Here is a 25526-nt window from a genome sequence, read left to right on the forward strand (position 1 = left end):
CGACGAGAATCGAGGGGAGGGTGCGATCAGGAGATACGGCGACGGCGAACCGCCGTCACGACCGCGCTGACGACGAGGATCAGCCCGAGAAACTGGAGTCCCGGTGAATCGTCGGCGCCGCCGAGAACGATCGCCGCCAGACCGAGCACCCCGAGCAGCGCGACGACGAACCATCCGTTCATGGTCGACACGCTACTCGGCCGTCCGGTTCATGACGTTTGTCATCGCTCGACCGTGACGGTGTCACCTCGACCGATGCATCCTGGCACTGCCGGTCCTGCCGCATGATCCGAAGAATTGTTCTCATGAAGCAACCAGACGAAGGAAACCTCTTCACCGACCTCATGGAGATCGGACCCGCGCCGACCCCAGCCCGCGAACTGGTGGTGGCCGTCATTTCGGTGGCCCTCATCGCGGTGCTGATCGCGATCGTCGGAGTCTCGGTGCCGACCGTGGCAGCGGCTGCCGTCGTCGCCGCGTTCCTCGCCGTCCGCGTCGCCGTCGGGCGTCGGCACTGGGGGCGAGCGTCATGACCGTCATCGAGGTGTCGGGAATGACCCGCCGCTACGGCTCCGGCAAGACAGCGTACGACGCGGTCCGCAACCTCGACCTCGACATCGCGGAGGGCGAACTGTTCGGACTGCTCGGCACCAACGGCGCCGGCAAGACGTCGACTCTGGAAGTCATCCAGGGTCTGTCGCGTCCCAGCGAGGGCACGGTCCGCATCCTGGGACTCGACCCCGTCGCGGATCGGAGAAAGGTCCGGCCCGCCCTGGGCATCATGCTGCAGAAGGGTGGACTACCGCAGGACCTGACCGCGGCCGAGAGCCTGCGGATGTGGGCCGGCACGTGCAGCGATCCACTGCCTGTCGACGACGTCCTGGCGCGCGTCGATCTCGAAGCCCGTGCGGACACCCGAGTGAAGTTTCTGTCGGGCGGCGAGCAGCGTCGTCTCGATCTCGCCTGCGCGATCATCAGCCGACCGCGAGTCCTGTTCCTGGACGAACCGACCACCGGACTCGATCCCGAGAGTCGGCGCAACACGTGGCAGCTCATTCAGGAGCTCAAGAACTCCGGGGTGACCATCATGCTCACCACGCACTATCTCGACGAGGCGGAATCGCTGTGCGATCGGTTGGCGATCATGCACCGCGGCAGCGTCGTTCGCAGCGGAACGGTCGACGACGTGGTCGCCGGTCACCCGGCGCGCATCGAGCTGAAGGACCCGCGGACCGCACTGCCGCAACTCCCGGGAGCCGACGTCGACCGGAAGGGCGACACGGTGTCGATCACGACGAACTCGGTACAGGAGACGCTGACCGAGCTGCTCGTGTGGGCCCGCGACAGCGGCGTCACCCTGCACGGTCTCGACGCGCGAGCCGCGTCCCTCGAGACCGTGTTCCTCTCCATCGCAGACACATTCGACGACCCCGAGGTGATCACGGCATGAGTACGATGACCGCACTGTCCCGAGCGGAATTCACGCTCCTCGGACGCAACCGCGTCCTTCTCTTCAACGCTCTGGTCATGCCCCTCGTCCTGCCGATCGTCCTTCTGGTCGTCGCGGGTCGAGACGGTGGGCTCACCGACGCCGGCGTGTCGGCCGCGCTGGAGATCTTCGCCCTGTTCCTGCTGGTGTTCCTGGTCTACTACAACCTCCTGTCGGTCTACGCGACGCGTCGAGACGAGTTGGTGCTCAAACGTCTCCGCACCGGGGAGAGCACGGACGCACAGATCCTTCTCGGACCCGCGGTACCGTCGTTCCTCCTGACCCTCCTCCTCGGAGTGATCGTCGCCGTGGTCGTGGTGGTCCTCGGCGGCGGCACTCCCGTCAACGTCCTGCTCATCGCGGCGGCACTGGTCGGTGGTGCGGCGCTCTTCGCCGCACTGGCCCTCATCACGTCCGCCTTCACCCGCAACGCGGAAGCAGCACAGATCACCAGCCTGCCCGTCATCCTGCTGGCGATGCTCGGATCGTCACTCCTGCGCGACGTGGTACCCGAGTCCCTCGCCGACGTGGTGGCTCTGACACCGATGGCCGCGGTCAGCGATCTCCTGAACCTCGGGTGGTTCGGCACCACCTCGGTGGGTGATGCCGCCGTTGGCGCCGACTCGGTGGGCTTCGCGTCGACGTTCGCGGAGGCTGGTCAGCCGGCTCTCGTCATGCTCGCCTGGATCGCGGGCAGCGTCCTGATCGCCCGGACCCACTTCCGCTGGGAACCGCGCTCCTGACGTCCCGCCACCGACCGTCCGATCTGCAAGGCTGGAGACCATGAGACTGCGCGATCATCTCGACCCGACACTCGGATGGCGGGGCAGCAGCGACGTCGAGAAGGTCCGCACCTACACCCGGCAGTCCTTCCAGTTCATCGTCGTCGCGGTCGCGGTGGCCTCGATGGCGGCCTCGGCGCAGGCGGGTGACGCGATCTCCACCGCCGCCGCGCTGGTGTGCGTGGTGTCTGCACTCGTTGTCCTGCACCGTATTCCCGCACTCGGTGGCGCTTCGAGTGCGGACGTCCGGGCACCGTTGTGCGTACAGATCGCAGCGGCCGCCGTGCTCGTCGTGGTGGGCGCCGCACCGAACCTCCTGTGGGTGGCCATCCTGGTGACGACACCGATCGCGGCACTGGTGGACCTGCGCTGGTCTCTCGGCGCCGCGGTGGTCGCCCCGGTGGTCGCCGCCGCATCGGGCTCGACCGCACTCGAGATCACACTCCTGGCCTTCTGCATCGTCGCCATGGCCACCACGGTGCGCCTGTCGATGTGGTTGCTGCGCATCGTCACCGAGCTGGCCACCACCCGCGACGCCGCCGCCGCCCTGTCGGTCGCCGAGGAACGACTGCGCTTCTCCCGGGACCTGCACGACGTCGTCGGTCGAGCGCTGTCCGCCATCGCGGTCAAGAGCGAGCTCGCCGCCGCGCTGGCTCGGCGAGGAGACGACCGAGCTGCCGCGCAGATGGACGAGGTACGTGTGCTCGCCCGGGAGTCGATGACCGACGCTCGGGAGCTGGTGCGCGGCTACCGTTCCGTCGACGTCGCGGCGGAACTCCGCGGCGCCCAGTCCCTGTTGTCCGCCGCCGGCATCCGGACCGAGCTGACGGGGACGGTCGCCGACATCCCCGGCGCAGTAGCCGAACAGGCTGCGTGGGTGGTGCGGGAAGGCGTCACGAACATCCTGCGCCACTCGCGTGCCACCTACTGCCGTATCGAGTTCGGTGACGACCGGCTCCGCATCGTCAACGACCGGCCGACGTCGCCGGAACGTGCGGGCGACGGCACCGGTCTCGCCGGTCTCCGTGAGCGTCTGGCTGCGGTCGGAGGTTCCCTCACCGTCGAGGCCGGAGCCGACACCTTCACCCTCGCTGTCGAATTCGCACCGACGACGACATCCCCCACGAAGGGCACATCATGATCCGGGTACTGCTGGCAGACGACGAGAACCTCATCCGGGTGGCCCTGGGCACGATGCTCGATCTGGAGGACGACATCGAGGTCGTGGGACATGCGGACTCGGGCGAGGCGGCGGTGACCGAGGCCGCGCGGACCACCCCCGACGTCGCGGTGCTCGACCTGCAGCTCGGCGGGATCGACGGTATCGAGACGGCCCAACGCATCGCCGCGCTGCTTCCCGACTGCCGGTCGATCATCGTCACCAGCCACGGTCGGCCCGGATACCTCAAGAAGGCGCTCTCTGCCGGCGTCGGCGGATTCCTCCCGAAGACCACGTCCGCGGCGACCCTCGCCGAGGTGGTGCGAACGGTGGTGAGCGGCGGACGCTACGTCGATCCGAGTCTGGCGGCCGAGGCCATCGGCGCGGGCGATTCGCCGCTGACACCGCGCGAGTCGGACGTGCTCGAATTCGCCGCGGACGGAGCCACGATCGCCGAGATCGCCCAGCGCGCACATCTCTCACCGGGAACGGCACGCAACTATCTCTCGGCCGCCGCGGCCAAACTCGGCGCCGCCAATCGCCACGAGGCATGCGCGATCGCCCGGCGCCACGGGTGGATCTAGACCCGATCAGTGATGCGGAGGCTCGCCGGTCACGGTGTGATCGGCGAAGTTGAGACCCTCTCGCACCAGCCGGGCCAGGTGGCCGTCGGCGAGTCGGTAGATGACGTTGCGGCCGCTGCGTTCGGTCTCGACCATGCCGACGAAGCGCAGCTTCGCCAGATGCTGACTCACCGCGGTGCGGGACGCGCCGGTCTCCTCCGTGAGTGCCGTGACGTCGGCTGGGCCGTGGCTCAGCGTCCAGAGCAGGTGCAGCCGAGTGGGATCGGACAGCATGCGGAACGTGTCGCCGGCGGCCTCGAGACGCGCGCGGTCCGGGCGGTCGGCGTGGTCGAGACTCGCGTGAGCCCGCTTCTCGTCCGATGCCGTCATATCGCCGCTTCCGTCTACTCGGTCGGTGGCGCGCCCACCGTCGATGCCGGAGTCCAGAGCCGACCGGCACCCAGCGCGGCAAGTGTAGCGAGGACGGCGATGATCGACGCGGCGACGACCTGGCTCACCTCGGCGCCCACCCAGCCCGCCACCGGATAGGTGAGCAGGAAGCACGCATGAGACAGCGAGAACTGCGCCGTGAAGAGCTCGTCCCGGTCACCGTCGTCGGATTCTCGGGTGATCACGCGAGCAGACGGGGTGGAAATCATCGACGTTCCAGCGCCCACCACGGCCCAGACGACGGCGAGTGACGCCCAGCCCGCGGCACCACTCGGACGGAGGGCGGCGAGCGCGACAGCACCCGTCGTCCCGAGAGAGACGACCACACCACCGGCGAGCATCAGCCGACGGTCGTCGACGACTGTGAGAATGCGGGGAACTGCGAACGCCACCATCATCGACCCGCCGCCGAAGACGCCGAGAGCCACGGCCAGGGCGCTGGCCGGCCCACCCACGATGTCGCGCACGTAGACGACGCTGTTGACGATCACCAACGCCGTTCCGGCCGCGACGACGAGGTTCAGTGCGAGCAGCCCCCGAAGCGACGGACGGCCACCGAAGCGGCGCACTCCGGCCACGAGTCGGTCACCGAACGACCGAGCCCCGTCCAGGGCGGACCGGGGCTCTCTGTCCGGAATTCGGGTGTTCACCACGAGGACGGCCGACAGCGCGAAACCTACTGCTGTGCCGACGAACAGCGAGTGATACGACACGACGGTGAGCAGCGCCGCGGCGAGCATCGGACTCACCAGCGACTCGAGGTCGTAGGCGAGCCGGGACAGCGAGAGCGCGCGGGTGTACTGATCGTCGCGGGAGATCACCGCGGGAACGACGGCCTGGAAGGTCGGCGTGAAGGTGGCCGAGGCCGCCTGCAGGACGAACACGAGGACGTACACCTGCCACACCTGCGTCACGAACGGCAGCAGTAACGCGATCAGGAGCCGTACGACGTCTGCGGACACCAGCACGGTCAGGCGTGGCAGACGGCCGGTGAGCACGGACATGACCGGAGCCACCCCGACGTAGGCGACCATCTTGACGGCCAGCGCCGTGCCGAGGACAGCGCCGGCGGAACTACCGGCGATGTCGTAGGCCAGAAGTCCCAGCGCCACGGTGAGCAGACCGGTGCCGACCAGTGCCACCACCTGTGCGGTGAAGAGCCTGCGAAACGCCGGGACCGCGAGAACGGACTCGGATCGAATCTGCAGAACGGCCATGCCGACGACCATACCCATGTGTGCGCACGTGCGCACACATGGGTGTTCGGTGGCCTCTAGGCTGGTCCGATGTTCTTCCTCTTCGGATACGGCACGAAACGGTCCTCGCTCGGCGCCGGCAGCACCCGGACGTGCCCCCGCTGCCACAACACCACCCAGTGGGAGCGGATGCGGCAGTACACGCAGCTCAGCGTCTTCTTCATCCCCGTCGCACGCTGGAAGCGGCGCGTGCTCGAGGTGTGCGGAATCTGCGGGACCGCGACCGAGGTGTGAGTCACGCCCGGTGGCGGGCGAACAGATCCGCGGCGGCGGCGTCGAACTCGGCGGCGTCGAGCCCGCTCGCCAGCGCGCGCCGCACCAGTTCGGCGTGCGTCTCCCCCGCCAGACCGCTGATCGGCTGGTCGAGGTCGAGGTTCGACGGGAACGCGTAACCCTCGGCCGACGCCGCGATCACGTTGGCGACGTCCCGCTCACGACCCTGCGCCGCCCAGTCCACCAGCGTCGGATACAGGGCGGACACGATCGTCTGCCGGTCGACGCTGTCGAGCGCGCGGCCGAACGGCGAGGAGATCTGCAGCAGGTTCGCCATCCTGAAGATGTCGGTCGAGGTGTTGTGCCCTGCCGCGTGGAACAGCGCCGGATTGAAGAACACGGCGTCGCCCTCCCGAAGCGGAAGCTGAACGTGGTTGTCGGCGAAGTACTCCCGGAACTCGGGGAGGTTGAAGGCGATGTAGCCGGCCTCGAACTTCTGTGAGTGCGGCAGATACATCGTCGGGCCGCTCTCGATCGGCATGTCGCAGTGCGCCACCGCTCCCTGCAGTGTCAGCGCCGGTGACAGGCGGTGGATGTGCGCCCGGAACGCCGCGGCCGTGTCGGTCGACATGAACCCGAGGTGGTAGTCACGATGCGGATTCTGGGCGGCGCCACCGGGATTGACGACGTTGATGGCGGACGTGACCTGATACATCGGCCCGAGCCACGCCTCCGCCACCAGCGCCAGGAGATCGTTGGCGTAGTACAGAGCGAACTGCTCGGGCTCGGCGACCGCCAACTTCTGCAGGGCCGACCAGATGCGATCGTTCGCTCCCGGCTTCGCGAAGTGGTCACCGTTGCTCACACCGCTCTCGCGCTGGCCACGAATGACGTCCCGGTACGTGCGGGTGGTCTCCGCGACCGCGTGGTCGGCCGTGAAGGCACCGCGGAACACCACGATGCCGGGGCCGTTCAGGAGTGCATTCGCCAGTTCGTCCTGGATGTCGGCGCGCACCTGGTCGTCGGTCGCCCGCCGCGCGAGCTCCGGTCCGTCGTACACGAGCACGTTCTGCACCACGTCGGACGCGTGGGGGTGGTCGGCGAGCTGGGTGCTCTCGGACACCAGTGCCCGGAACTCCTCGATGTCGCAGTCGGCCGCGCGGAGGCGATCCGCGCGGTGCGAGTGGCTGCTGATGTTGCTGGTCATACCTGCTCCTCGGTCCCGATGGCCGTTGTCGTCATGGTCGAGCCTGCCGGGCGCGGACACCTCGAGACAAGGCTTCGAACCCTCAGTTTCCCCTCGAGGCGGGACCCGCTCGCGCGATCAGGGCATGTTGAACGGGGTGACGATGCGGATGGGTGACGAGGATCCGCGGACCGCGGTCGAGGCATCGCGCGCGTGCAGCACCATCCGACACGCACGCTGAGCGTCCGCGCGCATGTCGTGCTCGAGAACCGCGCTGATCTGTCGGCGATACAGCAGGTCCCGGTTGTCCGCATCGAGGTCGTGCGCGACGAACACCCGGCAGGGTCGATCCAGCGTCCGGAAGGCCCGCACGATGGCCGAGTTCCCGCCGCCACACGAGTAGACGGCGGAGATGGTCGGGTGACGATCGAGGGCGTCGAGAACCAGCGACTCCACGCGATCGTCGAGCCCGTCGTTCTCCGCAATCTCGACGACCGTCCGCACAGGTCCGGGTAGTCGTCGCAGCGCGGTGCGAAAGCCCATCTCCCGCTCCTCCTCGCCGTGGAACGCGTTGCTGCTCAGCGTGATCAGGACGTCACCCGGGTGATCGGCCATCATCGTGGTGATCAGGTACGCGGCCGTCTCCCCCGCTGCACGATTGTCCATACCCACGTACCCGGACCGTCGGCTCCCCGGAATGTCGGTCACGTAGGTCACCACGGGAATCCCGGCGGCCACGAGGCGATCGACCGCGGCGGCGACGTCCGGTACGGCAGGCGCCTTCAGAATGACGCCCTGAGATCCGCTGCCCGACAGCCTGTTCAGCCGCGCGACCACCGCCTCGGCGGTGGCGCTCTCCTGCAGATGAAACCGTGCGCGCACCGTGGCGGGTTCGAGACTCGGCAGTTCGGCCTCGACCGCACGCTTGAAGGTCTTCGAGAAACGATCGGGCGCAGACATGACGACATCGAGCATGTATTTGCGTCCACTGAACCGCAGTTGTTCTCGTTGGCCGTCGAGATCGGCGATCGCCCGCGCCACCATCTCCCGTGTCGACGGGCGGACACCGGGGCGATCGTTGAGCACACGGTCGACCGTGGCCTCGCTCAACTCCGCTTGTTGCGCGATCTCTCTGACCCGGTAACGATGCGCCACTGCTGCTCCTGAGGTGACGACGGCACTGCGCCGCGCGACTGCCCGATCAGCGACACGCTATCAAGTCCGACGTGGTCCTCTGGGCTGTCGGGGCCGTCGGTCGGGAGTGCCCGGGCCGAGCGGAATCTCCTCGAAACGGTCGAGCAACGCCGCCGCCTCGCACTCTCGCGCCGTCGACCAGGCCGCACGAACGTCGACCGCGTCGACGGGCTCGCCGCGGGACACCGCGATGCGAGCGGCGAGGAGCACACTCTCGGCCTCCCACATCCGATAGCCGCGAGCGGCGTGCGCGGCGCGGGCACGCCGGACGTGAGCGTGCGCGTCGTCCCACCGTCCGAGTGCCGCGCAGAGGTCGGCGAGATGGTGGTGAACGACTCCGAGGACACCGGGAGTCAGCAGGACGGTGTGATCGGCGTAGGGAGCCAGCAGTGCGAGCGCGTCCTCGCACACCGCGGTGGATGCCGTCGCCGCAGCCGCGCGCGCCGCCAGGACGACGGTGATGAGCCACAAGGTGTCGACGGAGAGCGCCGCCAGTCTGCCGTTCTCGAACCACTGCACGAGGGATCGGGCGCCGTCCGTGTCGCCGCTGTCCACGGCGGACAACGCGAAGGCTGCTCGATAGGCGGGGAGAGCCTCGAAGAGTGGCTCCATGTCCCGCTTCATCGCCGCGAACTCGCCGAGCCCGTCTCGGAACATTCCGAGCAGGAAGACGGCATTCATCTCCCGGCCCCACGTGTGCCGCCCCATCGGCGCCGGCGGCGGGCGGCGAACGTCGTCCTCGAGAACCTCTGCGGCACGGCGCAACTCACCCGTCGCGACGAGAAGTCCGACCCGCATGCACTGCACCGTCCAGAGGGCCTCCTCGTCCAGTGCGAGCCGCGTGGCCGACACGGCGTCGAGAGCCGCGGCGGCCTCGCGCGGCTCGCCGGACTCGATGTGCGCCCGCGCCATGGTGACGGCGAGCGACGGATCGAGGTGCCCCGGTCCGAGGTCCACCAGTCGCACCAGCTCGGCGAGCGCCTCGGCCCGCTGCTGCCGGAAGCGAGGCAGCCGCAGGCCGGTGAGAACGGCGCGCAGAGCGTGGGCGAGGGCGTCGTCGTCTCCTGCACCGCGCGCCATGTCGGCCGCGCGCGCGAGGTCTGCAGCACGACCCGACCATCCGGTCGAGGTCCATGCCAGTTCCTCCACCATCTGGGTCAGGAGCTCGGAGGCAGCGCCGGAAGCACCGCGACCCGCCCTCTCGAGAGCATCGAGCCCTGTCCGCAGGTGCTCCGTCCGCCTCGGGTCGGGTTCGTAGAGCTGGAACAGGGCGATGCCGTCGATGACGTCCGCGGTGAGCGCGTCCAGCAGCAGATCGAGATCACCCAGTCGGCGCGCCATCTCGGCGGCGTCCAGCAGGGTCGCGCCGTAGCCGCGGTCCAGTGCACGCCGCTGCGAACGCCCCTGCCGGATGAACAGTTCGCATCGCGCGCGGGTGTCGCCCCCGGGAACGCTGCGCTCAGACGCCCTCTGAAAGAACTCGGCGGCGTCCTCGTACGCCGCGACGGCGTAGGACCTCTCGCCCGCACGACGTAGATACTCCGCTGCCGCCGACCGGTCGGCGTCGAGCGCGCGTTCGAGGTGACCTGCGGTCCTGGCGAGCTCGTCGACGGTGGACGTGGCCCCCGAGCCGATGAGTGCGGCCGCGACGGCAGAATGCGCCGCTGCGCGATCGGCCCCGGACAGCGTGGCGTCGACGACGTCGACGATCAGCGCGTGGCGTAGGTGCAGGACGTCCTGCGCTCGTTCCTCGATCACCAGACCGGCGGCGGCCAGTTCGTCGAGCGCCCGAGCGAAGGAACGGTCGTCGAGGGTGGCGAGCGCGGTGCGCACGACGACGCGCGTGGCGCTGACTCCCGCGACGGCACACAGCGTCACGATCTCCCGCGCGGTCGGAGTCAGGCGGTGCAGGACCCACAGCACGGCGTCCGCCAGGGACGCCGGTGACGGTCCGTCCGGCTCGCGCCGATGCGCGTCGAACACGGCCTCGAGGAAGATCGGTGATCCTGATGTCCAGCCGTGCAACCAGATCGGGTCCAAGGTGCTGCCGCACCGGCGCGTCCAGTCCTGCACGTCCTCGACGGTGAGGGCCGGGATCGACACCGTGTGCACCGAGGACGGCGGCAGGGCCGACCGCAGGTCCGCCGCAGGACCGTCGAGCTGCGCTCCGCGCATCGTCACGACCACACAGAGGCGATGGCGCCCCGCCGCGTGTACCAGGAATCGCAGCACGGAGAGCGTGGCCTGCGACGCCCACTGCAGATCGTCGATCGCGAACACCGTCACCCGACGACGGGTGGGACCGGTCAACCACCGTTCCATCGCCGACGAGAGCATCGCGCGATGATCCGCGTCGGGTCCCTCGGCCGACCACCGATCCGTGTCGACCCACCCGGTCGTCAGCATCTCGCGGACGGCGGAGGCGGCGGGAGCATCGTCGTTCCGGTCGTTCTCGCGCCCGAGTGCGTCGATGAACGGTTCGAACGGGACGACCGTGTCCATGCTGCACCGCCCGTAGAGCACGTCGGCGCCGGCGGAGTCGGCACGGTTCAGCGCCGCGGTCACCACCGTCGACTTGCCGACGCCGGCGTCGCCGGAGACGACGACGAGCTGACCGGCCCCACCCGCGGCCGCCTCGACGGCCGACGCGATGACGTCGAGTTCCCTGGTACGTCCCACGAGCAAGGGCGAATCGCTCGGAGGAGTGGCCCCGACGCGGTCCACCTCCGCTCGTCGAGCCGGGACGACGACCATCTGCGACGACGACGGTGTCGTCACCTCGATCGCGTCGGGATCTCGGAGCAACTCGACGAACACTCGCTGGGTCTCCGCGGACATCTCCACGCCCAGTTCGGTGGCCAGCACGGTGCGGCACCGCTCGGCGACACCGAGGGCGCGAGCGCGGTTTCCCAGGGCGTCGTGCGCACGCATGGCGACCCGGTAGGCGACCTCGCAGAAAGGGTCCGAGTCGAGCAGCTCCTGCGCCCGGGCCAGCGCGTGCTCGTGGCGACCGAGTTCGAGCGAGGCGGCGGCGTCCACCTCCAGTGCACGAAGACGGATGCGGCCGAACACGGTGCGAACCTCGTCGGCCCAGGTTCCGTGCAGGCCGTCCAGAGGTGGAGCGTCGAGCAGGCCGAGCAACTCACCGGCGCGATCGGCACGCGCATCCGCCGAGTGGTGATCGGGATCCAGGTGCCGACGCGCCAGGTCCAGATCCACGATCACCGCGGGGCCGAGCGTCAGTGTCACCGCTCCTGATCGACTGGACACGGTGGTGCCCGCCAGCGCTGCACTCGTCGCCAGCAGCTCGCGGACCTTGGACAGGACGCTCCGAACGGCCGACGACCAGGTGGTGGGTCGATCGGTCGACCAGATCACCGAGGCGAGCTCGCCGTACACCACACCGCGTCCGTGATTCATCGCCAGATACGAGAACACCGTCGCACACCGAGGTCCGCCGAAGGCCCGGACGTCGACGACGCCCGCGTCGCTCTCCACCCGCGGCGATCCGATGAGCCGGATCACGGCACGAGAAGGAAGCGACACAGTTGTAAGTTATCCCGGGTCGGCGGGAACCCTACGTCTGATGGCGCCTCCAGAATAGATGGTGCACGACACCGCTCGCGCTGGGAACGACCTCGTGCTCGAAGCGATCGTTCAGATCGTCCGGGGACTCCCACAGCGCCAGGCCCGGTCCGAGATCGACGGGTGCGACCGCGACGTGCAGCGTGTCGACGAGGTCGGCGTCGAGGAACTCCCGGACCGTGGTGACACCGCCACCGATCCGGACGTCTCGACCGTTCGCCGCAGCCTTCGCCTGCGTCAGGACATCCGACGGGCCGGCATCGACGAAATGGAACGTGGTGTCGGACAGGGTGAGGGACGGCCGCACATGATGCGTCATCACGAAGACCGGCGTGTGGAACGGCGGCTCGTCACCCCACCATCCCTGCCATTCGTGATCGGTCCACGGTCCGCGTTGTGGGCCGAACTTGTTGCGCCCCATGATCTCGGCACCGATGTTGTTGGGGAAGTCCCGAGCGAAGTAGTCGTCGAGGCCGCGCGTACCGCCGGATCCGGGGCGTCCCGGCATGCTCGCGGTGCCGAGATACCACGACATGAGCTCACGATGGTCCAGGCCGAACGGGTTCTCGAGGCTCTGCTCGACGCCGGCGGCCACCCCGTCGCGGGACACGGTGAAGTTCTGCACTCTCGACAACTGCGTCATGTCTGCTCCCGACTCGAGGAAGGTGGTCGGTGAGCAGACTCGCACAGCCGGGAGGACTCATCGCACGACCAGCGCGTCACCTAGTGTCGTCGCATGACCGACTGGGCGAACAGCCCCGCCGCACAGTGGTGGGACAGGCACCAGATCGGCTTGTATCTCGCGGCACTGGCCGTCGGAGCCGTTGTCGGGCTGACCTTCCCGCAGACCGCCCCAGCCTTCGAACACGCCATCGATCCGGTACTCGTCGCCCTGCTCTACGCGACGTTCCTGGCAGTCCCGTTCGCGGAGATGGGTCGCTCCCTCCGTGATGTCGGCTTCCTCGCAGCCGTCGCGGTCCTCAACTTCGTGGTGGTCCCGGTGGTCGTCCTCGCCCTCACGCGGGTCGTCGCGGACGAGAGGGCGGTACTCGTGGGCATCGTGCTCGTCCTGCTGGCTCCGTGTATCGACTATGTCATCGTGTTCAGTGGGCTCGCGGGTGCCGCGTCGACGCGGCTTCTCGCTGCCGCTCCCTTGCTGATGCTGCTGCAGGTCGCCTTGCTTCCCCTCTGGCTGTGGGTATTCGCCGGATCCGAAACGGTGGCCGTCATCGACGTGGCACCGTTCGTGGAGGCCTTCGTCCTGCTCATCGTCGTCCCTCTGACGGTGGCCGCACTGACGCAAGCACTCGCCAGACGGCATCGGGTCGGCCTGCAGCTGATGGACGTGATGGCCGCCGCGATGGTGCCCCTCATGATGGCGACGCTCGCGGTGGTCGTCGCGTCGCAGATCGATTCGGTCCGAGGCGAGTTCGACCGACTCATCGTCGCGGCCCTCGTCTTCGTCGCGTTTCTCGTGGTCATGGCGCCGGCCGGCATCGGCGTGGGTCGGGTGTTCGGTCAGGACGTGCCGTCGACACGGGCACTCGTCTTCTCGGGTGCGACTCGTAACTCTCTCGTCGTTCTCCCCCTTGCCCTCGCCCTTCCGCCGGCACTCGACCTCGCTGCCGTCGTGGTGGTGACACAGACACTGGTCGAGCTGCTCGGCATGGTGGTCTACGTGCGACTGGTTCCGAGGCTCGTACCCGCCGCGCGAACCTGATGCCGTGTGTGACGGTGGACGTATGACAGATCGCCCGTGGTTCGAACGACCTGCTGTGGAGAAAGCGGGCACCACGTTCTTCCTGGTGTTCTTCGCCGCGCTCGTCCTCCCCGACGCGGTCTCCGAGCTCGTCTCGGCGCCGTCGTGGTGGCATGTCGCGAAAGCAGCAGCGTGCGTCGTCCTCGTCGCCTACGCCGGTACGGCTTTCGTCAGGGCGTGGTTCCTCGGTGGCAGCGCCCGGTCGACGAGGCGAACGCCTGCCCTCGATCCAGCCGAGGTTCCGCGTGCCGACGTCGATACTGCCGTGGCGTCGGCGCCGTCCAGAGTGATGGCAGTGAAAGCACTGAGGGAGACGCACCCCGGGCTGGGGCTACGCGAGGCATCGCTCTTGGTGGACGCCGCGCGGCGTCCGCCCACAGACGGGCCATGAGGAGCCGCCGTGTACGAACCGATCGGTACGCTGAGGAGATCCGCTACGTGAGGAGAAGCAGATGACCGTGATCCCGGCCGTCGCGCTCGTCGTCATCGGCAGCGCTCTTGCTGCAGTGGGTGCCAAGGTCACGGCTCGGGAGAACCCGCGAGTCGTTCTGTCGCTCACACATGAGAACACCGCGACTCGGATCACGACGAGAATTCGCCTGCTTCGCGCGTTCGGCGTCTTCGCGCTGATGCTCGGCAGCTTCTACCTCGGACCGGCGTTGTGGCAACATTCCTTCGCGGGACCCATCGCGCTGAGCGCGGCAGTGCTGACGATCGGCTACTTTCTTCCCCACGTCGTCATCACACGCCGCCACAATTCGGCCGTCGAGGGTCGGGTGACCTCGTGATCGCGGCAGCACTCGTCTTCGTCGTCGCTGCGGCGCTGCGCATCTGGACCGATTTCCAGGTGTCCGCCGTGAATGTCGGCCACACGTCCTCGCCCTCTACGTTCCGAGCGTGGTCATCACCACCACTCACAATCGTCATCACGCAACGCGCGCAACCCGACCCTGACGGTCGCGGTCACAGCGCGGTGGGGTCCCGGACCGGCCAGCCGATCTCCGTCACCAGTTCACCCTCGAAGACGACGCCTCGCGGATAGCGCTCACGCACGGGTCCTTCTCGTCCGATGCCGTGCTCTGCGACATGGGTGCCGAGCGCAGAGTACGTCTCGTCGATCCGGGCGTCCGGACCGTCGTGCAGCGCCACGGCGAAGTGGCCTCCGGCAACCGTCACCACGTCGAGAGCGCACCGAGCGGCACGCGCCGCGTCGACGGGGTACCACAATGACGCGGAGCCCGTCTCGTCCGCGAACAGTTCCTTGTCGAAGTCGGCCCCGAGCGGCCCGACAGCCTCGATTCCAGCACTACGCAGGCGCTCGATCAGGCTGTCGTGCGCGGTATTCCACCAGCCCGCGACGCCGGACAGCGTCACGGTGCCGCTGACGGCCACGGCGACGATCGGGGGGTCGGTCCGCATCTCGATCGACGGCGACGTCATCGACTCGTTCACCAGTGCACGGAGCGACGACACCGCGTCGTGCGTCCGCCGCAATTCCGACTCCAGGCGATCGAGGTGCTGCGTGAGCACACTGCGCCGAACACTGTCGTTCTCGGCGGCGACGTAGGACCGCACATCAGGAAGCGGCATGTCGAGGTCGCGCAGTCGCTTGATCACTTGTGCACTCGCGACCTGGGAAACGTCGTAATAGCGGTACCCGCTCGACGGATCGACGTCGACCGGTTCCAGGAGGCCAGCATCGTGATAGAGCCGCAACGCTTTTCGCGTCAGTCTCGTCATCGTCGAGAACTCGCCGATGGTCACCCGCGCCGCCACGGACCCAGTCTCTCATCCACCGATGGTCAACCGTGCGATCACGCCGTCGGCGAGCTCGAATCGGTAGACGAGGTCGGCCACCCCACCGGGGAAGTTCCCGGCGATACGAACCGAGACTCGATGATTCCTCGCATCGACGAGCTCGGACCCCGTCACAGTCGTGGTGTAGGTGTAGCGGCCGGCCACGGTCTCACGCCACGCGCGGATCTCGTCGCAGCCCCGATAGGTGTGGCCTTCGTCCGTCACAGTTCCGTCCGGAGCAAAGCATGTCGTGAGTGAGTCGCTGTCGTCGCGGTCGGCGGCGTCGAGGTAGCGGAGAACGACGTCGGGAGCATCTGTGGTGGTCATGCGTCGAGAATCAGCCCTGCCCCGAGGTGAAGGTCAAGTGGTGGCCGGACCACACACGCTCCCGGGTGCCTCACAGCTGGCGTGCAGGCCGCTCCCCGGAACCTCACGAAGTATCGACTCCACACCGAAACGCACACCGCGACAACCGAGGAGCTACAGCAATGAGCGCCGTTCCCGAACCCACGCCCACACCCGACGGGCCCACCTACGCCGGGCGCCCACTCCCCCGGCCCGACGAGGACGTCGTCGATCAGGGAGTCGGTTTCGACATCGCCACTCTCGTCACCCGCCGCCGAGTCCTCAGCGTCGTCGGCGCCGGAGCCGGAGCACTGGCCCTGGCCGCGTGCTCGGGGTCGTCCGACACCGCGAGCACCACGACCACCACCGCTGTCGCCGCCGCAGTCGCCACGAACGAGATCCCCGACGAGACCAACGGCCCCTACCCGGCCGACGGAAGCAACGGCGTCAACGTCCTCGAGGAATCGGGAATCGTCCGCGCCGACGTCACCTCGAGCCTGGACGGCGGCACCGTCGCCGCCGGAGTTCCGTTGTCGATGACCTTCACCGTCACCGACCTCGCGAACGACAACAACCCCTTCACCGGCGCCGCCGTCTACCTGTGGCACTGCGACGCAGCCGGCAAGTACTCGATGTACTCCGACGGCATCGAGGACGAAACCTATCTGCGCGGCGTCCAGGTCGCCGATGCCGCCGGCGTCGTGACCTTCACGACCATCGTCCCGGCCTGCTATTCCGGCCGCTGGACGCACATCCACTTCGAGGTCTACCCGGACATCGCCTCCGCCACCACCGCCGACAACGCGATAGCCACCTCCCAGGTCGCCTTCCCCCAGGACATGCTCGACGCCGTCTACCAGCTGGACACCTACGCCGGGTCGACCGAGAACCTCACCCAGATCGGCAGTCTCGACAACGACAACGTGTTCGGCGACGGCCACGACCTCGAGATGGGCACCTTCACCGGCGACCCCACCTCCGGCTACGTCGGATCACTGGCCGTCGCCGTCGACACCACCACCGAACCCGCCGCCGGCGCAGCACCCGCCGGGGGCGGGCCCGGCGGCGGACAACCTCCCATGGGCGGCGGGACCCCTCCCGCCGCACCGTCCAACTGACCCCTCACACAGAAGGAATCATCATGTTGCACAACCTGACCGGCTGGCACGCACTCATCGTCCTCGCCATCCTGCTTCTCGTCTTCGGCTCGACCAAGCTCCCCTCCCTCGCCAAAGGCGTCGGGCAGTCCATGCGCATCCTCAAGGACGAGGTCCGCGACGACACCCCCACGCCGTCGACGGGACGCGTCGACGCCGTCGACTCGACCACGACCGCCGCGGACGGCGTCCCGGTGCCGTACCGACACGCCTCATGACCACGACCACCGCCGCGCGAGGCACTATGCCCCTCGCCGGGCATGTCAGCGAGGCACGCCGCCGCGCGACCCGCGCGGCGGTGTCGCTGGTCGTCGGAGTGATTCTCGGCTTCGTACTCTCCGACCAGATCCTCGACGTCCTGCGCACACCGGTGGAGGAACTCGCGCAGTCTCGTCAGGCCAGCCTGAACTACGACACCGTCACCGGGGCCTTCGACCTGCAGATGAGGATCGGCCTCTTCTCGGGAATCATCCTGTCGAGCCCGGTCTGGCTGCGAGAACTGTTCGCCTACCTCACCCCCGGCCTCACGGCTCGGGAGAAGAAGTACGTTCTCGGCTTCACCGCGGCGGCGGTGCCACTGTTCGCCGCCGGGTGCGCCTTCGGCTTCCTCATCTTCCCCCGCATGGTCACCCTCCTCGCGAGCTTCTCCTCCGAGGAGGACAGCACCATCCTCGACGCCTCCTACTACGTGGACTTCGTCATGCGGATCGTCCTCGCCACCGGAGTCGCGTTCGTCCTGCCCGTACTGCTGGTGATGCTCAACTGCCTCGGAGTCCTGTCCGCCCACCGGCTACGCAGCAGTTGGCGCATCATCGTCGTCGTCATCGCCCTCTTCAGCGCGCTCGTCACGCCGGCGGCCGACGTGCTGTCGATGTTTCTCGTCGCACTGCCGATGTCGGCGCTCTTCGGAGCCGCCGTGGCCATCACCACCGTGCACGACCGGCGGGCACTCACCTCGAACCCCACCACGATCGGGAGAACCCCATGTTCGGCCTGACCCTCGAGAAGCTCTTCTTCGTCGCCGTCATCGCCGGCCTCGTACTCGGACCGAGCCGACTGCCCGGCTACGCACACCACCTCACTCGCGCGATTCGAACGCTGAAGCAGTTCATCGAGACGACGCGCGCCACGGCGGAGCGGGAGATGGGCGTGCCGCTCCACCGTTCGGAGTGGGAGTCGCTCGACCTACGGCAGTACGACCCACGACGCATCGTGCGCGACGCACTCCACGACACCACCCCGAAGACCGTCGTGACCGACGAGATGATCGAGCAGGCGGAGCGGATACGGCCGGGCCAGAAGTACCTGGTGACAGGACCGTCCTCGCACCCCGTCCGCACCCTCATCGCCTCGTTGCCCGCCGACGACCCCCGACGAATCGCTGCGAGACTCGTGACTGAGGCAGACGCGCCTGTCGCTGATGCGAGCCCTTCCCAGCGAGAGACGCTGTAGGGCTTCAGGTCGGCAGTGTCGCTCGACACCAGGTAAGCCGCACGGGTTCCACGTCGCCCACACCCCCTTCAGCCGGCTGGAGGGGGTGTGGTGCGCTGCGACCCGTGCAGCTGGTCGACGACGCCTGCGCCGAGCACGTCCGCGCCGAAGACCGCTCAGCCGGCCGACCCGTACATCTGCTCGACGAGGTCGAGTGACCACTGCGCTGTGATAGGCCCACCGTCGTTGGTGAACTTGTCCGTTCGCACCACCCGCCCGTCCCGCACAGCCGGCAGATCGGCCCAGAGTCGATTCGACTCCAGTGCTCGTAGATCTTCACTCGACGTGATGGCCGCGAGAAGAACGTCCGAATCCGCTGCGACAGGGATGTTCTCCGCTGCGAAGTCGGCCTCGGGACGAGCCGATTGCCAGGCCTGTCCGAATCGAGCTCCGACGTCCTCCAGCACCAGCGAGGTGATTCGCTCCCTGTTGATCGAGATGCCACCGCCGTCTCCGGTGGCGATCGACAGCACCGTCGTGTCACCGAGAGGTCCTGCGAGTTGCTGTCGGAGCGCGTCGACGCGGTCCGAGTACTCGTCGAGCAGTGTGGCGGCCGTGTCCTCGCGACCCAGTGCCGCACCGACCCTGGTCACGTCGTCCTGCCAGGACACCCCGGAATCGGTCGATCCCACGGGGAGCACAGGCGCGACGGCGCTCAACTGGTCGTAGATCTCCTCGACCACCTCGTCACGCGCGATGATGAGGTCGGGATCCGCTGCGGCCACGGCTTCGATGTCGATGCTGTTGCGCGGGAAAAGCTCCGCGACTCCCCGCGACAGCAGGTCTCGGGTCGGTGCCGTCAACGGCCCCGGGATCTCCGGCGGAGCCTCGGACTCGACGGGCATGCCGACGACAGGGAGGCCGAAGGACAGGGCGATGTCCAGATCCCGACGCCCGTCGATGACCACGACCGACCGGATCTCGTCGGGGACGACGATGGCCCCCAGGCTGGTGTCGACCGTGCGGCCGGTGGCGTCGTCGGCCGAGACGTCCGCACTGCAGGCGGTCAGCACCGCGACGGCACCGGCAACTGCGAAGACTTTGGTAAAGGATTGGTAATGCACGCCTCACCGTAGCGAGGTGGCCGACAGCATTGTGGCGCCAGCTCGGGCCCGAGCATGTGTGAACGGTCACGATGCGTCAACGACACCGCAACGCCGACCGGACTCGCGCTCACCCACCACCCTGGTCCCGTATCGTGCCACTCGTGTCTTCCTCGTGGTTCAGACGTCTGGCCGCCACAGGTTCCGCAGTCGTCGGCGTACTCGCGACATCACCCGGCCTCGCATCGGCCCACCACCAGGAGTTCACACCCTTCCCGTACAACATCTCACTGGGCCGGGGAATGTCGTTGCCGTGCGCCGGCGAGGTGGGTGGCGACGTGTACACACCCCACGACAGGCCCGGCATCGCCGTAGTCACTCTGACCTGGAGGACGTTCGTCACCGACGCGTGCCCACTGGCCGTCTACGTGAACATGAACAACACCGACGCACCTCGCGTGGATCCCTACAGCGGCGCGAAGCCGACAGGCGGGACCTGGATGGTCCATCTCGAGTCGGCCGCCATCGGCACGGTCCCACCCGCGGGCAGGAAGTGGACCGAGCAGATTGCGATCGACATCGGTTCCGGCAGAGCGGGACTGACCCTCACCACGGACGCTCCACTCAACACCACCCTGCTCGACCCCGCGGGCAACACGGTTCGCTTCACGGTGGCCTAGCCACCGAGTTCACGCCCGCGCACCGGAAGCCTCCGCCGCCGAGGAACGGACCCGGGCCGCCACGCCGTCCACGATCGCCCGCGCATCCCGGGCGAGGGAGTCACGTGAGCGCGTCTCCGCGTCGTGGACGATTCCCGTGTGCCCGGTTCGCGCGCCGGTGTATCCGAGAATGCCGGTGATGATCTGGGTGGACAGGGCGGTGTCGTAGCCGCGCTTAGCGAATCCCTCGGCGTCCTCCCCCGCGACCATGGCCAGATGCACGGTCAGGTTGTCGAGCCTGCGTCCGGTCGGCGTGACTCCGGTGTCGAATGCCCACCCGTCGGTGAAGACGCGATCGACCCACCCCTTGAGGAGCGCGGGCATCGACCACCAGTAGACCGGAAAGACCAGAACCAGGTCGTCGACACCGTCCAGGCGACGCTGCTCGGCGAGCACATCCGCAGGAGGAGTCCCACCCGCCGGATATCCGGCGCGGTCCTCGAGCGAGAACCGTGGATCGAAGCCCTCGGCATGAAGGTCGGCGACAGCGGTGGACACGGCGTCCTCGGTGAGTCGGTCGGCGACGGAGCGAGCGAGACGCTGGGTGAAGGACGTGGTGTCGGGGTGGGCGACGACGACGAGCGCGGTCATGATGATCCTCTCGGTCGGGATGTACCATCAGTAGGTTACCGGTGGTAGGTTACCAACGGTACATAAGAGACGAGGCGGTGTCGATGACACGGGTGCGAATGACGAGAGAGGATCGCCACGGGCAACTGGTGACCCTCGCCTGGACGATCGTGCGCGAGGAAGGCGCCGACGCGCTGACGCTGGGTCGACTCGCGCACGCGGCCGGTATCACCAAACCTGTTGTGTACAGTCACTTTCCCTCACGCGCAGCCTTGCTGGTGGCCTTGTTCGAGGCGTACGACGCGACGCAGACATTCGCACTGGAGCAGGCGCTCGACGCGGTCGAGCACTCACTTGCCGAGCGAGCGCGCGCCATCGCCACGGCGCACGTCGACTGCGTGGTCACCCACGGGCGCGAACTGGCGGGCGTCGCCGCGGCCCTGGAAGGCGCACCCGAGTTGGCCGACTACAAGCGCCGGTCGGACGCCGCCTACTCGGATCGGTGTCGATCATTCCTCGAACCGTTCGTCGAGGGAACGCTTCCGGCGTCGACCATGACCGCCGTTCTCGGTGCAGCGGAGGCACTCTCGGCAGAAGCAGCTGCGGGAAACTTGGACACCCGGGAGGTTTACGACGAACTGACGGCGACCATCGTCGACGGAGTGGAACGCAGTCGTCGACGCATCGCCGACTGACCGGGGCGAGGCCGTCCACAAAATCTCAGAGACCGCAGATCGGTGACGCACGTACTGCCGGGAGCGTCGGACTCCCGACCATGAGAACGTCGACCGCCGTGGCTCGCCGTACTGATGACACGATCACCTCTGCGGATACACTCAGGTGTTCACGGAAGCCGGTCGGAAGCAGGTCTCACCATGGTCGAGGACGAGGCGGTCACCCGCCACGACAGACGACGGATGCAGACACGGGCGCTGCTGGTGGAGTCGGCGTGCGCATTCCTCGCCAGCGACATCGGCTCGCGGGTGAGTGTCCAACAACTCGCCGACCGTGCCGATGTCGGCGTCGGAAGCTTCTACAACCACTTCGCGAACAAGGAAGCCCTGTTCGACGCCGCGACCGCCGAGATTCTCACCGAGTTCGGCAGGTTCTTCGACGAGGCGTGCGACGGTATCGACGACCCCGTCGTGCTGTTCGCCCACGGCGTGCGCATGACCGCGCACCTTCTCGAGTCCCACCGCGAGATGAGCGAGATCGTGATGCGACTCGGCTTCGAGTACCTGGCGAAGGACACGGCTCTCGCGCCCCGAGCAGCTGCCGGACTTCGAGCAGCGGCAGAGTCCGGCAGGTTGAGAATCGATCATCTCGACACCGCTCTCGCATGCACTGCCGGCTCGCTGCTGGGCTGCCTCCACCTACTCGCGGCAGACCCCTCGCTCGACGTGACGCGGACCGTGAGTGCTCTCGCTGCGGGGCTGCTTCGAATGTTCGGGCTCGACGACTCCACCGCGACCGCTGCCGCATCCCACCCACTCGAGTTTCCGCCTCGGCGATTCGGCGCCGCACCGCGCTGCGCACCCGCGACGCTTCCCTGATCGACGCGCACGATCACGGTTCCGCACCCTATCCCGACTGATGATGTCATCAATAGTGAACACAGTTGCTCGGCTCGGTACTCGAACGTGACGATCGGACCACGACCCGCGACGGCTGGAGCGCCCCGTCGCTCACCGGTCCGGGACATGGGGTCACACGCGAGGAGAGCAGGACATGACGAGCACCAGAGTCGATTCACCCGTACCGATGGACGATGTGGACGTCGTGATCGTGGGCCTGGGTCCCACCGGGGCCACCGCTGCCAACCTGTTGGGTCAGCGAGGAATACGGACGGCGGTCGTCGAGCGCGACGTGGAGATCTACCCGCGCCAGCGCGCCATCGCCTCGGACGAGGACGCGCACCGAGTCTGGCAGGGTCTCGGTCTGTTCGACGAGATGCTGACGACCATGTCCACGGACGTACGGGTGCATCTCAAACACGGTGAGCGCACGTTCCTCACCACCCACTCGGCGGACAGCTACCAGCAGGGCGTTCCCGGAATGGCGTTCTACCACCAACCCGAGCTCGAGCGAATACTGCGTGACGGCATCGACCGTTACCCCCTGGTCACCGTGACCGCGGGCCTGGACGCCGTGGGGCTCACACAGGACCCCGACGGGGTCACGCTGACTCTGCGGCCCACAGCCGGCGGACCCGATCGGACACTGAGGGCTCGCTACGTGATCGCTGCCGACGGCGGCTCCAGCTCGATCCGCAAGATGCTCGGCATCGCGCTGCCGGGCAAACACATTCAGGAGCAGTGGTTCGACATCCAACTCCGCGCCTGGTACCACCTGCCGTCCGATGCGCCGCTCGACTTCACCTTCATCTCGGACCCCCGCAGGCCGGGCGTGGACTGCCCCTGCCCGATGGGCTACCACCGAGTGGAATTCCGCGTCAACGAGGGCGAGACCATCGACCATCTGCAGTCCGAGGCGGGACTGCGATCTCTGCTCGCCGAACGCGGAATCGACTACGACGAGGTCGAGGTCTTCCGAAGTTGGGCCTACACCTTCCACATCCGTCAGGCCGAGAGATGGAGCGAGGGGCGGGTCTTTCTCGCGGGGGACGCGGCGCACATCATGCCGCCCTTCGCCGGGCAGGGTGTGTCGTCCGGGGTCCGAGACGTGGCCAACCTGTGCTGGAAGATCGACGCTGTCCTGAGTGACGGCGCTGACCCGGCACTGCTCGAGACGTACGAACCGGAACGACGACCGAACGTCGTCAGCCTGACCCGCTTCTCGCTGATGATCGGCCGCACGGTCATGCTGCGTCACACCACCACCGCCCGCCTTCGCGACACGGCCTTTCTCGCGGCGGCGAAGACCCCCGTCGTCAGATCGTGGCTCGCGAGGCTCGGCGTGAAGCCTCGGTACACATTGGGAACACGGCGAGGATTCTTCGCCCGGAACGCACGCAGGGCGAGCCTGCGCGGATCCTTCGTCGCCCAGCCGTGGGTGGTGGGGTCGGACCTCACTCCCGTGCGCCTGGACACCCTCCTGGCGGACAGGTGGACGTGGTTGGGGTTCCCGTCCGCTCCCATTCCCCGGCAACTGGCCGAGGCAGGGGTGTCCGAGATTCGACTGCAGCGATCCTCGGCACTGGCGACTCACCGCGTGCCCGACGGCCACGTCGTCGACAGCGAGCAGGTACTCGAACGTCAGTTCCGCCGATCCGGTGCCGCAGGCATCCTCGTGCGACCCGATCACTTCGTCTACGGCACAGACCGTGACCTGACCCCCGCGGACCACGCGCGGATAGCAGGCGTGGTTCGGCCGCCGTCGATGTCGGACTGCGAGGAGCGGTGACTACACATGACGTCCGTGGCCGACGAGTCGTGCTGCGTGGCCTGGTCACCGGAGCATCACCGATGCGTCGGCAGCACGCGCCTCATCAGCGACCGTGCCGCCGACACGACCAGACGACGGTCGTGCGTGAGGATGAACTCGAATCGCCGATCGGCGTCGGGAACGTCGACATCGCCGAGGTCGCGAGCGATCAGCGCCGCGAAGTAGTGCCGGCCCACCGCCGTCACCGTCCACTCGCCCGAGAATCGTTCTGTTGCATCCAGTGCGGCACCGCGTACTCCGGGGGCCGGCTCGTCCGGCAGGCCCACCCCCAGCGCGGCGATGAACGGGTGCAGGGCCGCGAGATCGGCGTACCGGTCGACCACGTTCGGCGCGAACCACCGGGCACGTTGGAATGCCGAGAGCACGATGAGTGGGTCCACAGCGCCGCGGGCGTGGTCCTCGATCTCACGAGCCATGCTCAGCACGAACGCTTTTCGCCCCACCAGGGGTGGGATCTCCCCGAACAGGTCGGACGGCACCTCCGGCACTGCGGAACCGGCCGACGACCGTCTGCGTGACACCACCGACGGCGTCCGGTCGAGAACGTCGCGGCGTCGCGACGTGTCGGACGGCAACGCCGCGGGTCGGCCGAACAGCCAGCCCTGCCCCAGGGTGGCACCGAGCGCTCTGGCACGGGCCAGATGCTCCTCGTTCTCCACACCCTCGGCGAGAATCGTCGCGCCGGTGAACTCGGCGTGCGCACGCACCGCAGCGATGACACGCGCTTGTGCCGGACTCGGATCGGACTGCACCAGCGTGCAGTCCAACTTGATGATGTCCGGTGCCACGAACTCCAGCATGGTGACCGTGGCCTCGTTGGCCCCGACGTCGTCGAGGGCCACCGAGCACCCGAGTCGTCGAGCAGCGTCGACCACCGCCAGCAACGTGGCGGGATCGGACAGCAGCGACCTCTCGGTCAGTTCGATCACGACGTTGATCGGCCGGTCGAAGCTGTCGAGCATTCTCCGTGCGAAGTCGGGTATGACGGGCCCGTTGTGCGGTTCGACGTTGATGAAGACGCTGTACTCGGTACTCAGACCGGCCTCCGCGGCACCGGAGAGTGCGGCCAGTCGGCATGCCCAGTCGAGCTCACGCACCACACCTCGATCCGCCGCCTCGTCGAATACCCGTCCGACATCCACACCGGGTACCGCGGGCCACCGAGCCAACGCCTCGTAACCGACCACCACCCCGGAGTCCAGGTCGACGATCGGCTGATACACCGATCGCGCTCCCCACACGTCCGCCAGGACGGCCTCGACCGCGCGGGATTCGGGATCGACGATGCGCTGCACGCCACCCTCTCCGACGGACTTCCGGGGTTGGTCCGCCGCCGCTCGACTACGGAGCGACTGTGATCACC

The 25526-nt window shown here is 67.9% G+C and carries 29 protein-coding genes; 17 read left to right on the forward strand and 12 right to left on the reverse strand.

Annotated elements, in window-relative coordinates:
• Nucleotides 1-26: 26 nt before the first annotated feature.
• Nucleotides 27-182: a hypothetical protein gene (locus QRN16_RS09185; protein ID WP_197027779.1), complete on the reverse strand. Its 156-nt coding sequence runs from the start codon at nt 180-182 to the stop codon at nt 27-29.
• Nucleotides 183-305: 123 nt separating this feature from the next.
• Between QRN16_RS09185 and QRN16_RS09190 the strand changes: the two genes are divergently transcribed.
• From QRN16_RS09190 to QRN16_RS09210, 5 genes are read left to right on the forward strand one after another with little or no spacing between them, the layout of a single operon-like run.
• Nucleotides 306-533, forward strand: coding sequence for a hypothetical protein (locus QRN16_RS09190; RefSeq protein ID WP_056448660.1), 228 nt, complete (start codon nt 306-308; stop codon nt 531-533).
• Nucleotides 530-1450 (forward strand): ABC transporter ATP-binding protein, encoded by a 921-nt coding sequence (locus QRN16_RS09195; protein ID WP_056448663.1) that lies wholly within the window; start codon nt 530-532, stop codon nt 1448-1450. Before QRN16_RS09190 ends, QRN16_RS09195 begins: the two co-directional genes overlap by 4 nt.
• Complete coding sequence (locus QRN16_RS09200) at nt 1447-2232, forward strand: ABC transporter permease (RefSeq protein WP_285185780.1); 786 nt, start codon at nt 1447-1449, stop codon at nt 2230-2232. Before QRN16_RS09195 ends, QRN16_RS09200 begins: the two co-directional genes overlap by 4 nt.
• Nucleotides 2233-2272: 40 nt before the next feature.
• Nucleotides 2273-3412 (forward strand): sensor histidine kinase, encoded by a 1140-nt coding sequence (locus QRN16_RS09205; protein ID WP_285185782.1) that lies wholly within the window; start codon nt 2273-2275, stop codon nt 3410-3412.
• Nucleotides 3409-4014, forward strand: a complete 606-nt coding sequence (locus tag QRN16_RS09210) for a response regulator transcription factor (protein ID WP_027505579.1) — start codon at nt 3409-3411, stop codon at nt 4012-4014. Before QRN16_RS09205 ends, QRN16_RS09210 begins: the two co-directional genes overlap by 4 nt.
• Before the next feature lie 6 nt (nt 4015-4020).
• Here the strand turns inward: QRN16_RS09210 and QRN16_RS09215 are convergent, their stop codons facing one another.
• Entirely contained in the window at nt 4021-4383 is a 363-nt protein-coding gene (locus QRN16_RS09215) for an ArsR/SmtB family transcription factor (RefSeq protein ID WP_027505578.1), read from the reverse strand.
• 14 nt (nt 4384-4397) lie between these two features.
• Nucleotides 4398-5660 carry an MFS transporter gene (locus tag QRN16_RS09220; RefSeq protein WP_285185785.1) on the reverse strand — a complete coding sequence of 421 codons (1263 nt, stop codon included), beginning with the start codon at nt 5658-5660 and terminating at the stop codon, nt 4398-4400.
• A gap of 69 nt (nt 5661-5729) precedes the next feature.
• On the opposite strand from QRN16_RS09220, the gene QRN16_RS09225 reads away from it, so the two are divergent.
• Nucleotides 5730-5933 (forward strand): zinc-ribbon domain-containing protein, encoded by a 204-nt coding sequence (locus QRN16_RS09225; protein ID WP_027505576.1) that lies wholly within the window; start codon nt 5730-5732, stop codon nt 5931-5933.
• 1 nt (nt 5934) lies between these two features.
• Here QRN16_RS09225 and QRN16_RS09230 read toward each other — a convergent pair whose 3' ends face one another.
• From QRN16_RS09230 to QRN16_RS09245, 4 genes are all read right to left on the reverse strand, one after another.
• Complete coding sequence (locus QRN16_RS09230; protein ID WP_285185788.1) at nt 5935-7119, reverse strand: phytanoyl-CoA dioxygenase family protein; 1185 nt, start codon at nt 7117-7119, stop codon at nt 5935-5937.
• A gap of 117 nt (nt 7120-7236) precedes the next feature.
• Entirely contained in the window at nt 7237-8253 is a 1017-nt protein-coding gene (locus tag QRN16_RS09235) for a LacI family DNA-binding transcriptional regulator (RefSeq protein WP_027505574.1), read from the reverse strand.
• Between the two features lie 60 nt (nt 8254-8313).
• Nucleotides 8314-11838, reverse strand: a complete 3525-nt coding sequence (locus QRN16_RS09240) for an ATP-binding protein (RefSeq protein ID WP_285185791.1) — start codon at nt 11836-11838, stop codon at nt 8314-8316.
• 31 nt (nt 11839-11869) lie between these two features.
• Nucleotides 11870-12520 carry a dihydrofolate reductase family protein gene (locus QRN16_RS09245; RefSeq protein WP_285185797.1) on the reverse strand — a complete coding sequence of 217 codons (651 nt, stop codon included), beginning with the start codon at nt 12518-12520 and terminating at the stop codon, nt 11870-11872.
• Nucleotides 12521-12613: 93 nt separating this feature from the next.
• On the opposite strand from QRN16_RS09245, the gene QRN16_RS09250 reads away from it, so the two are divergent.
• From QRN16_RS09250 to QRN16_RS09260, 3 genes are all read left to right on the forward strand, one after another.
• Nucleotides 12614-13597: an arsenic resistance protein gene (locus QRN16_RS09250; protein WP_056448682.1), complete on the forward strand. Its 984-nt coding sequence runs from the start codon at nt 12614-12616 to the stop codon at nt 13595-13597.
• Nucleotides 13598-13619: 22 nt separating this feature from the next.
• Nucleotides 13620-14027: a hypothetical protein gene (locus QRN16_RS09255; RefSeq protein WP_285185799.1), complete on the forward strand. Its 408-nt coding sequence runs from the start codon at nt 13620-13622 to the stop codon at nt 14025-14027.
• Between the two features lie 61 nt (nt 14028-14088).
• Nucleotides 14089-14424 (forward strand): hypothetical protein, encoded by a 336-nt coding sequence (locus tag QRN16_RS09260; RefSeq protein ID WP_285185800.1) that lies wholly within the window; start codon nt 14089-14091, stop codon nt 14422-14424.
• A gap of 175 nt (nt 14425-14599) precedes the next feature.
• On the opposite strand, the gene QRN16_RS09265 is transcribed toward QRN16_RS09260, so the two are convergent.
• Both QRN16_RS09265 and QRN16_RS09270 read right to left on the reverse strand, forming a co-directional pair.
• On the reverse strand, nt 14600-15412 hold the full coding sequence (locus QRN16_RS09265) for a MerR family transcriptional regulator (protein WP_285185802.1): 813 nt from the start codon (nt 15410-15412) through the stop codon (nt 14600-14602).
• 12 nt (nt 15413-15424) lie between these two features.
• Nucleotides 15425-15760: a nuclear transport factor 2 family protein gene (locus QRN16_RS09270; RefSeq protein ID WP_285185804.1), complete on the reverse strand. Its 336-nt coding sequence runs from the start codon at nt 15758-15760 to the stop codon at nt 15425-15427.
• A gap of 161 nt (nt 15761-15921) precedes the next feature.
• On the opposite strand from QRN16_RS09270, the gene QRN16_RS09275 reads away from it, so the two are divergent.
• From QRN16_RS09275 to QRN16_RS09290, 4 genes are read left to right on the forward strand one after another with little or no spacing between them, the layout of a single operon-like run.
• A complete protein-coding gene (locus QRN16_RS09275; RefSeq protein ID WP_285185806.1) occupies nt 15922-16896 on the forward strand; it encodes an intradiol ring-cleavage dioxygenase in 975 nt (324 codons plus the stop codon).
• 23 nt (nt 16897-16919) lie between these two features.
• Complete coding sequence (locus QRN16_RS09280; protein WP_027505561.1) at nt 16920-17153, forward strand: twin-arginine translocase TatA/TatE family subunit; 234 nt, start codon at nt 16920-16922, stop codon at nt 17151-17153.
• Entirely contained in the window at nt 17150-17932 is a 783-nt protein-coding gene (tatC, locus tag QRN16_RS09285) for a twin-arginine translocase subunit TatC (protein ID WP_285185809.1), read from the forward strand. Before QRN16_RS09280 ends, tatC begins: the two co-directional genes overlap by 4 nt.
• The gene (locus QRN16_RS09290) at nt 17920-18387 is read left to right on the forward strand and encodes a Sec-independent protein translocase subunit TatA/TatB (RefSeq protein WP_285185812.1); all 468 of its coding nucleotides are present in this window, start codon (nt 17920-17922) and stop codon (nt 18385-18387) included. Before tatC ends, QRN16_RS09290 begins: the two co-directional genes overlap by 13 nt.
• A 155-nt stretch (nt 18388-18542) precedes the next feature.
• On the opposite strand, the gene QRN16_RS09295 is transcribed toward QRN16_RS09290, so the two are convergent.
• A complete protein-coding gene (locus QRN16_RS09295) occupies nt 18543-19490 on the reverse strand; it encodes an ABC transporter substrate-binding protein (protein ID WP_285185814.1) in 948 nt (315 codons plus the stop codon).
• Between the two features lie 143 nt (nt 19491-19633).
• Here QRN16_RS09295 and QRN16_RS09300 point away from each other — a divergent pair, with 143 nt between their 5' ends.
• On the forward strand, nt 19634-20149 hold the full coding sequence (locus QRN16_RS09300) for a hypothetical protein (protein WP_285185816.1): 516 nt from the start codon (nt 19634-19636) through the stop codon (nt 20147-20149).
• A 9-nt stretch (nt 20150-20158) separates the two neighbouring features.
• On the opposite strand, the gene QRN16_RS09305 is transcribed toward QRN16_RS09300, so the two are convergent.
• Entirely contained in the window at nt 20159-20779 is a 621-nt protein-coding gene (locus tag QRN16_RS09305) for an NAD(P)H-dependent oxidoreductase (RefSeq protein ID WP_285185818.1), read from the reverse strand.
• Between the two features lie 98 nt (nt 20780-20877).
• Between QRN16_RS09305 and QRN16_RS09310 the strand changes: the two genes are divergently transcribed.
• The 3 genes from QRN16_RS09310 to QRN16_RS09320 all read left to right on the forward strand — a co-directional run bounded on the left by QRN16_RS09310 (nt 20878) and on the right by QRN16_RS09320 (nt 24121).
• Entirely contained in the window at nt 20878-21453 is a 576-nt protein-coding gene (locus QRN16_RS09310) for a TetR/AcrR family transcriptional regulator (protein ID WP_285185819.1), read from the forward strand.
• Nucleotides 21454-21633: 180 nt separating this feature from the next.
• Nucleotides 21634-22311, forward strand: a complete 678-nt coding sequence (locus QRN16_RS09315; protein ID WP_285185821.1) for a TetR/AcrR family transcriptional regulator — start codon at nt 21634-21636, stop codon at nt 22309-22311.
• A 175-nt stretch (nt 22312-22486) separates the two neighbouring features.
• On the forward strand, nt 22487-24121 hold the full coding sequence (locus QRN16_RS09320) for an FAD-dependent monooxygenase (RefSeq protein ID WP_285185823.1): 1635 nt from the start codon (nt 22487-22489) through the stop codon (nt 24119-24121).
• A gap of 56 nt (nt 24122-24177) precedes the next feature.
• Here QRN16_RS09320 and QRN16_RS09325 read toward each other — a convergent pair whose 3' ends face one another.
• Entirely contained in the window at nt 24178-25458 is a 1281-nt protein-coding gene (locus tag QRN16_RS09325) for a sensor domain-containing phosphodiesterase (RefSeq protein WP_222638515.1), read from the reverse strand.
• Nucleotides 25459-25526: the final 68 nt, after the last annotated feature.

The organism is Rhodococcus sp. MEB041 (assembly GCF_030208955.1).
In the GTDB taxonomy this organism is placed as follows: Bacteria; Actinomycetota; Actinomycetes; order Mycobacteriales; family Mycobacteriaceae; genus Rhodococcoides.

Excerpts from the sequence above, each read along its gene's own strand:
- QRN16_RS09200 (WP_285185780.1), top strand. The coding sequence starts at position 1,447 with ATGAGTACGATGACCGCACTGTCCCGAGCGGAATTCACGCTCCTCGGA.
- QRN16_RS09205 (WP_285185782.1), top strand. The coding sequence starts at position 2,273 with ATGAGACTGCGCGATCATCTCGACCCGACACTCGGATGGCGGGGCAGC.
- QRN16_RS09320 (WP_285185823.1), top strand. The coding sequence starts at position 22,487 with ATGACGAGCACCAGAGTCGATTCACCCGTACCGATGGACGATGTGGAC.
- QRN16_RS09190 (WP_056448660.1), top strand. The coding sequence starts at position 306 with ATGAAGCAACCAGACGAAGGAAACCTCTTCACCGACCTCATGGAGATC.
- QRN16_RS09255 (WP_285185799.1), top strand. The coding sequence starts at position 13,620 with ATGACAGATCGCCCGTGGTTCGAACGACCTGCTGTGGAGAAAGCGGGC.
- QRN16_RS09275 (WP_285185806.1), top strand. The coding sequence starts at position 15,922 with ATGAGCGCCGTTCCCGAACCCACGCCCACACCCGACGGGCCCACCTAC.
- QRN16_RS09210 (WP_027505579.1), top strand. The coding sequence starts at position 3,409 with ATGATCCGGGTACTGCTGGCAGACGACGAGAACCTCATCCGGGTGGCC.
- QRN16_RS09270 (WP_285185804.1), bottom strand. The coding sequence starts at position 15,760 with ATGACCACCACAGATGCTCCCGACGTCGTTCTCCGCTACCTCGACGCC.
- QRN16_RS09215 (WP_027505578.1), bottom strand. The coding sequence starts at position 4,383 with ATGACGGCATCGGACGAGAAGCGGGCTCACGCGAGTCTCGACCACGCC.
- QRN16_RS09305 (WP_285185818.1), bottom strand. The coding sequence starts at position 20,779 with ATGACCGCGCTCGTCGTCGTCGCCCACCCCGACACCACGTCCTTCACC.
- QRN16_RS09260 (WP_285185800.1), top strand. The coding sequence starts at position 14,089 with ATGACCGTGATCCCGGCCGTCGCGCTCGTCGTCATCGGCAGCGCTCTT.
- tatC (WP_285185809.1), top strand. The coding sequence starts at position 17,150 with ATGACCACGACCACCGCCGCGCGAGGCACTATGCCCCTCGCCGGGCAT.
- QRN16_RS09185 (WP_197027779.1), bottom strand. The coding sequence starts at position 182 with ATGAACGGATGGTTCGTCGTCGCGCTGCTCGGGGTGCTCGGTCTGGCG.
- QRN16_RS09245 (WP_285185797.1), bottom strand. The coding sequence starts at position 12,520 with ATGACGCAGTTGTCGAGAGTGCAGAACTTCACCGTGTCCCGCGACGGG.
- QRN16_RS09225 (WP_027505576.1), top strand. The coding sequence starts at position 5,730 with ATGTTCTTCCTCTTCGGATACGGCACGAAACGGTCCTCGCTCGGCGCC.
- QRN16_RS09195 (WP_056448663.1), top strand. The coding sequence starts at position 530 with ATGACCGTCATCGAGGTGTCGGGAATGACCCGCCGCTACGGCTCCGGC.
- QRN16_RS09220 (WP_285185785.1), bottom strand. The coding sequence starts at position 5,660 with ATGGCCGTTCTGCAGATTCGATCCGAGTCCGTTCTCGCGGTCCCGGCG.
- QRN16_RS09290 (WP_285185812.1), top strand. The coding sequence starts at position 17,920 with ATGTTCGGCCTGACCCTCGAGAAGCTCTTCTTCGTCGCCGTCATCGCC.
- QRN16_RS09310 (WP_285185819.1), top strand. The coding sequence starts at position 20,878 with ATGACGAGAGAGGATCGCCACGGGCAACTGGTGACCCTCGCCTGGACG.
- QRN16_RS09280 (WP_027505561.1), top strand. The coding sequence starts at position 16,920 with ATGTTGCACAACCTGACCGGCTGGCACGCACTCATCGTCCTCGCCATC.
- QRN16_RS09230 (WP_285185788.1), bottom strand. The coding sequence starts at position 7,119 with ATGACCAGCAACATCAGCAGCCACTCGCACCGCGCGGATCGCCTCCGC.
- QRN16_RS09315 (WP_285185821.1), top strand. The coding sequence starts at position 21,634 with ATGGTCGAGGACGAGGCGGTCACCCGCCACGACAGACGACGGATGCAG.
- QRN16_RS09250 (WP_056448682.1), top strand. The coding sequence starts at position 12,614 with ATGACCGACTGGGCGAACAGCCCCGCCGCACAGTGGTGGGACAGGCAC.